Annotated in this window: 7 protein-coding genes; 3 read left to right on the plus strand and 4 right to left on the minus strand. The window is 41.2% G+C overall.

The window, feature by feature from the left end:
* Positions 1 to 21: 21 nt before the first annotated feature.
* Both H5158_RS12485 and H5158_RS12490 read right to left on the minus strand, forming a co-directional pair.
* Complete coding sequence (locus H5158_RS12485) at positions 22 to 3,102, minus strand: efflux RND transporter permease subunit (RefSeq protein ID WP_182719009.1); 3,081 nt, start codon at positions 3,100 to 3,102, stop codon at positions 22 to 24.
* A gap of 2 nt (positions 3,103 to 3,104) precedes the next feature.
* Complete coding sequence (locus H5158_RS12490; RefSeq protein ID WP_182740129.1) at positions 3,105 to 4,121, minus strand: efflux RND transporter periplasmic adaptor subunit; 1,017 nt, start codon at positions 4,119 to 4,121, stop codon at positions 3,105 to 3,107.
* Positions 4,122 to 4,531: 410 nt separating this feature from the next.
* Between H5158_RS12490 and H5158_RS12495 the strand changes: the two genes are divergently transcribed.
* Positions 4,532 to 4,873: a hypothetical protein gene (locus H5158_RS12495; RefSeq protein WP_149982479.1), complete on the plus strand. Its 342-nt coding sequence runs from the start codon at positions 4,532 to 4,534 to the stop codon at positions 4,871 to 4,873.
* A gap of 320 nt (positions 4,874 to 5,193) precedes the next feature.
* On the opposite strand, the gene aroQ is transcribed toward H5158_RS12495, so the two are convergent.
* Positions 5,194 to 5,724 (minus strand): gamma subclass chorismate mutase AroQ, encoded by a 531-nt coding sequence (aroQ, locus tag H5158_RS12500; RefSeq protein WP_149982480.1) that lies wholly within the window; start codon positions 5,722 to 5,724, stop codon positions 5,194 to 5,196.
* A gap of 137 nt (positions 5,725 to 5,861) precedes the next feature.
* Positions 5,862 to 6,869, minus strand: coding sequence for a rhodanese-related sulfurtransferase (locus tag H5158_RS12505; RefSeq protein WP_149982481.1), 1,008 nt, complete (start codon positions 6,867 to 6,869; stop codon positions 5,862 to 5,864).
* Positions 6,870 to 7,084: 215 nt separating this feature from the next.
* On the opposite strand from H5158_RS12505, the gene H5158_RS12510 reads away from it, so the two are divergent.
* Together H5158_RS12510 and H5158_RS12515 are read left to right on the plus strand one after the other, a co-directional pair.
* Positions 7,085 to 8,413, plus strand: coding sequence for a DEAD/DEAH box helicase (locus H5158_RS12510; protein WP_145233234.1), 1,329 nt, complete (start codon positions 7,085 to 7,087; stop codon positions 8,411 to 8,413).
* Positions 8,414 to 8,415: 2 nt separating this feature from the next.
* Positions 8,416 to 9,246 (plus strand): S1 RNA-binding domain-containing protein, encoded by an 831-nt coding sequence (locus tag H5158_RS12515; RefSeq protein WP_182719011.1) that lies wholly within the window; start codon positions 8,416 to 8,418, stop codon positions 9,244 to 9,246.
* Positions 9,247 to 9,288: the final 42 nt, after the last annotated feature.

Below are 9,288 nucleotides of genomic sequence, written 5' to 3' on the forward strand. Positions count from 1 at the left end.
TTAGGCTATTTTAATTGTGATTTACTCTACCTTATCAAGCTCCTGCGCAAGTTGCTTACTTTCATCACCACGGGGGGTAGTAAAGCGCGCTAAGCCCAAGTAAATTACCGGTGTTAAATACAACGTAAATAGCACCGCTAAAGACAAGCCACCAAACACGACCCAGCCAATCGCATTACGTGCCTCAGCCCCCGCTCCGGTTGATAATATCAGCGGCAGTGCACCTAGTAAGGTTGATATCAAGGTCATAGTAATTGGTCTTAAACGTACTAATGCTGCTTGCTCTACAGCTTTACGAACTGTTAAACCTTGGTCGCGCAATTGGTCAGCAAATTCAACTAACAAAATCGCGTTTTTCGCGATTAAGCCAATTAACATCACCAAACCTATTTGCGAGTAAATATTTAACGAAGTACCAGTTAAATACAGCGCTAAAATTGCTGATGTAATACCAAACGGTACTGTTACCATCACCACCACAGCACTATTAACATTTTCAAACTGTGCGGCTAATACTAAAAATACGATTAAAAATGCCAGTATGTAAGTGATAAATACTTCATTAGAAGTTTCTTCAAAGGTTAAAGCTTCACCTTTAAATGCCAAGCTAATGCCACTTGGTAGCGTTTGCTCTGAAATATCACGTAATTGCGATACCAGCTGTGCAATACTCATGTCCGCCGGCAGTTCCATATCAAGCTCGATAGCACGACGCTGTGCGTGGCGTTCAAGCTCGGCGGCAACACCTTCTTCTGTAATGGTTGCAACGCTACTCAGTGGTACTAACTGACCGTTATTTGCACTGATATATAAATTAGCGAGATCACTGGGATCTTTAATGGTTTGATTTTGTGCTTGCAGAATAATCGGTACCGATTGGTCACCAATATTTAAATCTGCAATATCATCGCCATTTATCGCAGCACGCAAGGTGATTGATATATCACTCAGTGACACTCCTAATTCCTCTGCACGACGTCTATCAATATTAACGCGCAATTGCGGCTGTGATGGCTGATATGAAATACGCACGTTGTCAATCGACGGGATAGTCTGCTCAACCTGGGCAGCAAAATCTTGTGCGGCCTTATAAATCTGCAGGTAATCTTGCCCTAATAGTGCCAGCTCAATACCGCCACCTTGACCGCGTAAATTTAAACTATTTGACCCAGACGGATAACCTGCCGCCCCAGGAATATTACCCAGCGGACCTCGAATTTTATTAATGATCTCTTGCTGTGAAAAATGACGCTCATCCCAGTGTTTTAAAGGCACGGTAATAAACACAATATTTGGATCCCACTGCCCTACAACAGTATAAATAGATTCAATTTCGCCGCTTTGCACATACGGCAGCAAAATATCTTCCATTTGCATTGCTTGACGGTCCATAAAATTCAAACCAACACCGTCAGGGCCCCGAGCAAAGATACGTATTTTTCCGCGATCTTCTGAAGGCAGTAATTCATTATCTAAATTGAGATACAAAGCCCCCGAACCCGCAGCGACTAATATACTAGCTATAAACGTAAGCCACGCATGATCAAGCACCCAATGAATGGTTTTAGTATAAATATTAGCAAGCCAATGACCTATTTTAGCAAATGGGTGTTTACCACCTTGTTTGAGTTTTAGCTTTGAGGTGAGCGCTGGCACTAATGAAAGCGCTACAAAGCTTGAAATGATCACCGCTCCCGCAAGTACCCCACCAAACTCTCTAAATAATCGCCCTGCTGTTGAGGGTAAAAATGCGATAGGAACAAATACCGCCGCTAACACCGCTGTCGTTGCGACAACAGCAAAAAACACTTCTCGCGTGCCAATTACCGCAGCAGCACGGCGGCCAAGGCCTAAACCGCGTTGACGTTGAATGTTTTCGCTGACCACAATCGCATCATCAACAATCAACCCCGTTGCTAACACTAATGCCAGCAAAGTAAGTATATTGATTGAAAAACCCAGTGCCCATATCAACGCTAATGAACCAACCAAGGCAACAGGAATTGCAAATGCAGGCACTAAAGTCGCGCGCCAAGAGCCGATAAATACCCATAATGTAATGATCACCAGCAGCACAGTTAACACCAGTGAGTAAATCACCTCATCAACTGAGCTCCTGATAAATTGGGCATCATCAGAAGTTAAAGTAAATTTCAGCTCCGGAAAACGCGTTTGCATTTTTGCTAATAAACTTAATACTTCGTCAGATATTTCAATGGTATTTGACTGTGCTTGACGTATAACTTCCATGCCAATCACTGGCTGGCCGTTTAAGCGCACCATAGAGCGAGGATCCGCAGGACCAAAATACACCGCCGCAATATCACCAATACGCGTACCATCACGAATAATAATATCGGCCACTTGCTCAGCGGTAATTGAGGTTGCATCTGCGCGCACTATAATTTGTTGATCCGTCGATTTCAAACTACCGGCAGGTACGTCAAATGGCGCTTGGCGCAGTACTTGGGCTACATCAGGAACGGTTAAATTAAAACTGGTTAATTTAAGTGGATCAAGACGCACCCGTAAAACACGTTTTCGGTCACCATTTAAACGTACATCGGCCACACCTGGAATGGTTAAAAACTGCGGTGCTAAATCAACCTCAACCAGTTCAGTCAACGCTTCAAGGGCTATGGTATCGCTTGATACGGTTAGCGATACCACCGCCTCAGCATCATTATCAGCCTTGATAATAGAAACGCGCTCAACTTCTTCTGGCAACTCCCGTTGTACACGTGCTACCGACTCACGGGTTTCATTCGCAGCATCATCAAGGTCAACACCAGCACGAAACTCAACAACAATCCGTGCATTGCCTTCTTCACTTTGTGCGCGAATAGTTTTTACACCACTTACGCGGGCTACCGCCCCTTCAAGTTTACTGGTTACTTCGGTATCAACAGTCTCTGGAGAGCCCCCAGGAAATGAAGCCGACACCGTGATCCTTGGCGTATCAACATCAGGCAGTTCACGAACTTCAACCCCAGCAATGGCTGCAATACCCGCAATAATGATCAGTAAATTAAGTACTACAATAAGCACTGGGCGGCGAATGGCCATTGAAGGGAGATCTTGCATCATAGGTTGTTGTTTCATACCTACTCCTGCGCTGCTGCAAGCGGCTTGATATAATTAAGCTCTTGCGCTGGGCGTAAACGTTGTACGCCTTCAACTACCAAAATATCGCCTTCGTTTAAAGGCCCAGATACGAGCAAACGACCCGCTAAACGTTGCTGGATTTTAACATCAACTCGAGTTGCCTTTTGCTCAACACTTTTCCATACATAGGGGCCGGTTGCCCCCCATAAAAGCGCAGCTTCAGGCACTGCAGCTAAACTCTGCCCTAATACCTCAATATGTACTCTAAAACTCATACCCGGTAAAAATTGTGCTTGTGCATTATCCAGTTTTGCTTTGACACGCAGCGTACGTGTTTGTGGATCAATGCGTGAGTCAAGATAAGCGACTTGCGCATTTATCGCATCGCTTCCTTGCCACGGCATCACAGTCACGTTACCGCTAGTTCTGAGCATTGAAATAGCTGACTCTGGTGCATTAAAATTAATGTATAACGAACGAGTATCATCAATACTGGCGATGGCTGTTTGAGTGGTAATTCGATCGCCAACTTCGACATCCGTTAACCCCATGGTGCCACTAAAAGGCGCTCGTACTTGGCGATCTTCTAATTCGGTTTCGGCTTTAGTCACCGCAACCTTAGCTAACTCATACACAGTTTTTGCATCATCTAGATCGCTTTTTGGCACCGCGCCTTTAGCATGACTTTGCTGTAAACGTGTTTGTATTCGTTCACTATCTGCAAGCTTTATTTTCGCTTCATTAAGCGCCGCTTTTTGTCTGCGCGAATCGAGCTCTAACAAAATAGTACCTGCGGTTACCTGATCACCGGGTTTAAAATGCACAGCCGTCACTTTATCCCCCACTGCAGGATAGAGGATAACAGAGCGAATCGCTTCAGCATTACCAACCGCTTGAACTTGCTCTTTTGCACGTTCCATCGCAACAGGTTCAACAATTACGTTAGCAGCAAATGCCGATGGCATTACCGCTGAACAAGTAATAAAAACACTGACTAAAAGAACTCGTAATTTCAAAAAGATCACCTAATTAATTATTATTTCCATTATGGTACGCAGTGTAACAGTGTTTTGATCAATAAAAAGTCTAGTTCGATTAACTGTCAAAACAATACGTTGAAATACCTTTATAGGGGAAAGTAACTATAGCCGTGTATTTAATACTAAGAGGCTAACTAGCTATAAAGACCCTATACATAAACAGCCTAATTGGTCAGAATAAGGTATTGTCTTAAATTTACTCATAATGATAGTTTGAGCTTTTAGAACTAAAAATTGTTGAATTTACGGATTAATAAACCCTGAAAGTGGTCCAAAATATCTAATTTATTGCTAAGTACTTTTGAGTAAGTGGGCAAACAGGTATAGTATGCAACAATAGTTTTTATTAGGGTCGCCCCTGCTAGTTTATATTTAAAAGGACAATTATGTTTAAGCAAAAATTTACCGATATACATGGTATTACACACCAAGAAGCCGTATTTTTGGTCAACCTGATCAACATTAGTGAACAGCTTTCTAAACAACTACAATTCGATCACAGCGGAGAAGTTAGCGTTGAGTCTTACGAACATGGCAATGTTGAATTTTCAGCCGTTTATTGGACATCAGCAAAAGCTAAAGAGGACGGTTGTGAGCCGCTGATTTTTATGTATAAAAAAGATGTGTACACACTAGAGCAATGCACTATTGCTGTAGATAACGCCAAAGATATGACACCAGAACAGCTCACCAATGCCGCCGAAGCGCATTTAAAAACATTAATCTAAAGTTGGCATGTATACATGGTGATTTAATAAAAACATCACCGTGTTAACACGCTTATTTAGAACTTAAGATGACACCTATCACAATTATTTACCTAAAACAGGTTTTCACCACATAAAAATGCACGACGCACGCAGCGAAAAACGCAATGCTAATAACCGGATCTGAATACTAAATCAATAAAGTTGCTGTTGCTCGAATCATAAAATACTAATAGCTTAATCACTGATGTAATAACTGTGCTTAAAGCTATGATTTTTAAAAATTTGTGCCTGTCCCATTGTTACAGATTAACGCTTACCTGCTAGTATAAAAATTTATATTATTGAAGCCTGATTTCAATCAAGGCGTTAAATAACATCTCTTTGTCTGCTCGTGTTAAATATCGAGAATTTAGTGTGCGTTCAAAAACTTTAAATTCTTGCTGTGAAAAAACGCCTCCATGACGTAAATACTGTGTAAGTTCAATATTGATGTCTTTCCCTAGCTTTATCAGTGCAGGACGGATAACAGTATCTAAATTTCTAGGCTCTTTATCTGTTGGCTTACTAAGCAAGTCAGCGCGGTATCTGTATTGTATAGCCTTAGCCGCAGATATTTGGGCACGAAAAAACGCGAGGACACTTTCTTTGTTTAAGCCTTGTTTTTCTGCTGACAAACTTGCATTGTTAATAACAATTAGCTCACGCTCTTTATCTTCAATGGCTTGGTTATTATTACTCTTATAAAGCGCAACATCTTCCATGTAACTCAAGCGCAAGTTTATTGTTGAAAAAAGCTCTTGTGCTGTACTTGCAGCAAAAGAATTAGTTGAAAGCAGCATAGCTGCAAAGATTGAGATGATTCGAAACATAATATCTTACCTTATGAATGGAGACTGTTATCGTGCAATAAAAACCTAATGATTAAAATTCATTCAATCTTGGTTACCTTAAAAAAGCCCCAGACAACGCTGAGGCTTTATAAAACGATAGTAATAGCTCTACTAAATTACTTTTTACGCTGTGCGTCTTTTTGCGCTTTTTTAGCTTCTTTACGCTTTTGTAAAACGGCTTGTGCTTCGTTGCCAATATGGCCTTCGCCACGAGCTTGCGCTAATTCAATTTGCTTTTGACGCTCAGCAAATCGTTCACGTTGTTCGTCGGTAACATCATCAATACAATGATGACACGAGACACCTTCCATGTACTCTGGTTTGAGTTTTTCTTCTTCAGTGATTGGCATACGACACGCATGACATTGATCGTAAGAGCCTTTTTGCAAGTCGTGATCGACTGCTACGCGATTATCAAATACAAAGCACTCACCTTCCCACATGGTTTCTTCTTTTGGCACTTCTTCTAGGTATTTTAAAATACCGCCTTCAAGATGGTACACATCTTCAAAACCTTGCTCTTTCATGTAAGCAGTTGATTTTTCACAGCGAATACCACCTGTACAAAACATAGCTACTTTTTTATGTTTGCTCGGATCGAGGTTTTCTTTCGCCCACTGCGGAAACTCGCGGAATGTTTTAGTATTTGGATCTACTGCGTTTTGAAAAGTACCAATTTCGATTTCATAATCGTTACGGGTATCAACTAAAATAACCTCAGGATCTGAGATCAATGCATTCCAATCTTGTGGTTTTACATAACTGCCAACCACTTTCAGCGGATCAATCCCTTCAACACCCATTGTGACGATTTCTTTTTTTAGTTTTACCTTAGTACGGTAAAACGGGCATTCATCATCAAATGATTCTTTGCTAACAATGTTATCAAGGTTTGGTTGGCTGTCTAACCAGCTTAAAAGGTTGTCAATGCCTTCACGCTTGGCAGAAACTGTACCGTTGATACCTTCTGCGGCAATGAGTAAAGTACCACGTACTTCATTGGCTTCCATCACATCTAACAATGGTTGGCGTAGGGCTTCGTATTCAGGTAAAGAAACAAACTTATAAAGTGCACATACAACAAAGTGCTCGCTGGTTACATTGTCTTTATGGACAGCAGTCATGGTGATTCCTATTTTGCTTTAGCCGTTATTGGCGGTAACCGAATCGTAAATCCGGCGCATAATACATATTGAGGGCGCGTATTTTACGCTTTTTCTAATTAAATGCAAAAAAAGCAGTGATAATTGGCTTTTTACTGTTAGCCGCACTCGGGACTGCGCTATAATAGCGAAATTATTTATACCCAAACAAATTGATCATTTTGGAGAAACACACTTTGCATTTTACTGATCTTGGGATTGATACTCGCCTTGAAACACAATTAGCGCATCAAGGGATCACCCAGCCCACTGATATTCAGGCCCATGCAGTGCCCACCGCACTGGCAGGCCATGACATTTTCGCCCAGTCTAAAACTGGGTCGGGCAAAACCTTGGCATTTTTATTACCTGCTGTTCAACGGGTTATGAAACAAAAGGCGCTCAGTAAACGTGATCCTCGTGTGCTTATTGTGGCGCCTACTCGTGAACTGGCGACCCAAGTATTTACCCAACTTCGCCTGCTAATTGCAGGTACTAATATTAAAGCGGTGAAAATATTAGGCGGTGAAAACTTTAATGATCAAATTAAAGCACTGCGTAACGACCCGCAATTTGTTATTGCTACACCGGGTCGTTTAGCCGATCACTTAACTCAGCGTTCATTACAATTAAGTGGCCTTGAGTTACTTATTTTTGATGAAGCTGACCGTATTTTAGATTTAGGTTTTACTGCACAGTTAAAGATGATCAACGAGCAAGCAGATCATCGCCTGCGCCAAACATTATTGTTTTCAGCGACACTGGATCATGCACAAGTCGATGCGTTATCACGTAATTTACTGAAAAAGCCAAAACAAATTACCCTTAGTGCGGCTAACGAACAACATTCAGATATTAAACAAAGCTTATATTTAGCTGATCATCTTGATCATAAAGAAGCGCTACTTGAGCATTTTTTAAAGCAAGACGAGGTCGGGCAATGCATTATATTTACAGCGACTCGTACAGATACCAGCCGTTTAAGCGAATCACTTAATGCTAAAGGTTTTAAAGCCCAAGCATTAGCAGGTGATTTAGCCCAAAATAAACGTTTAGATATCATGGACGGCTTTAGCCGTGAAAACTTTAAAATTTTAATAACCACCGATGTTGCCTCTCGTGGTCTTGATTTACTGAGCGTAACTCATGTAATCAATTTTGATTTACCTAAACACGCTGAAGAGTATGTGCATCGTATTGGTAGAACTGGTCGAGCTGGCTTTAAAGGTACCGCTATTTCACTGGTCGGTCCTAAAGATTGGTTAAGCTATAAAGCAATTAAATCATTCTTAAATGATGAACTTGAGTTTCATACCGTTGCAGGGTTAAAAGGTAAGTTTAAAGGTTTACGCGAACCAAAACCTGATGCAACATGGGCTAAAGCACAAGAAAATGTAAAGCCTAAAGTAAAAGCTGTGACTAAACGCAAAGCAAAACCTAAAAAGCCACAAGCGCCAATCAAAGCCCCTCTTAATATTGATGGTGATGCACCAATGCGCCGTCGTAAAAAGCCAGAACAGGAATAATTATGAGTTACCTTGGAACCACCCAAACCCTATTCGTTAACGAAGTAAGTAACGAAGGCGCGTACCTTGATGGTCATGATCTGGGTGAAGTTTTTTTACCAAGCAGTGAAATTAAACATGAGCTAGAAGCTGGCGACAGTGTCAGCGTATTTATCTTTTTAGATAATGCTAATCTCGCCACTGCAACAACTAAAAAGCCGTTAGCTCAAGTAGGTGAATACGCCCTACTTCGTGTTAAAGAAATCAATAGCATTGGCGCTTTTTTAGATTGGGGGCTTGATAAAGATGTACTGGCACCGTTCAACGAACAAAAGCCAAGAATGCAAGAAGGCTATTCTTATTTAGTACGTTTGTATTTAGATAACGCCAGTGGCCGTATTTGTGCATCGAATAACTTTAATCGTTTTATCAATAAAACGGAGCCTGAGTACGCGCCGCTGCAAGAAGTACAATTAATTGTCGCTGGCAAAACCGATATTGGCTATAAAGTATTAATAGAAGAAGCACATTACGGCGTTATATTTTACAACATGGTGTTTAAAAACATGTTTGTTGGCCAACGCTTAACTGGATTCATTCAAAAAGTACGTGAAGACGGAAAAATTGACGTTATTCTTGAAAAACCAGGTATGGCTAAAGTAAGTGACTTAGGTGAGAAAATAATGGATAGATTAAAATCCGAAGGCGGTGTTATTGCTTTAGGTGATAAATCAGATCCTGAAACAATTAAAAAAGTTTTCTCAACCAGTAAAGCGAATTATAAAAAAGCCATTGGTGGTTTGTTTAAGCAAGGGTTAATTGATATTGAAGCTAAGGCTATTAGGCTTAAGTAAGCGGTCAGCGGTCAGCGGTCAGCGGTCAGCGGTCAGCGGTCA

It is taken from the genome of Pseudoalteromonas sp. SR45-6 (assembly GCF_014163545.1).
Classification (GTDB): Bacteria; Pseudomonadota; Gammaproteobacteria; order Enterobacterales; family Alteromonadaceae; genus Pseudoalteromonas; species Pseudoalteromonas rhizosphaerae.

Bases quoted from the DNA above. Each gene is read 5' to 3' on its own strand.
- H5158_RS12495 (WP_149982479.1), top strand. From the start codon at position 4,532: ATGTTTAAGCAAAAATTTACCGATATACATGGTATTACACACCAAGAA.
- aroQ (WP_149982480.1), bottom strand. From the start codon at position 5,724: ATGTTTCGAATCATCTCAATCTTTGCAGCTATGCTGCTTTCAACTAAT.
- H5158_RS12515 (WP_182719011.1), top strand. From the start codon at position 8,416: ATGAGTTACCTTGGAACCACCCAAACCCTATTCGTTAACGAAGTAAGT.
- H5158_RS12485 (WP_182719009.1), bottom strand. From the start codon at position 3,102: ATGAAACAACAACCTATGATGCAAGATCTCCCTTCAATGGCCATTCGC.
- H5158_RS12505 (WP_149982481.1), bottom strand. From the start codon at position 6,869: ATGACTGCTGTCCATAAAGACAATGTAACCAGCGAGCACTTTGTTGTA.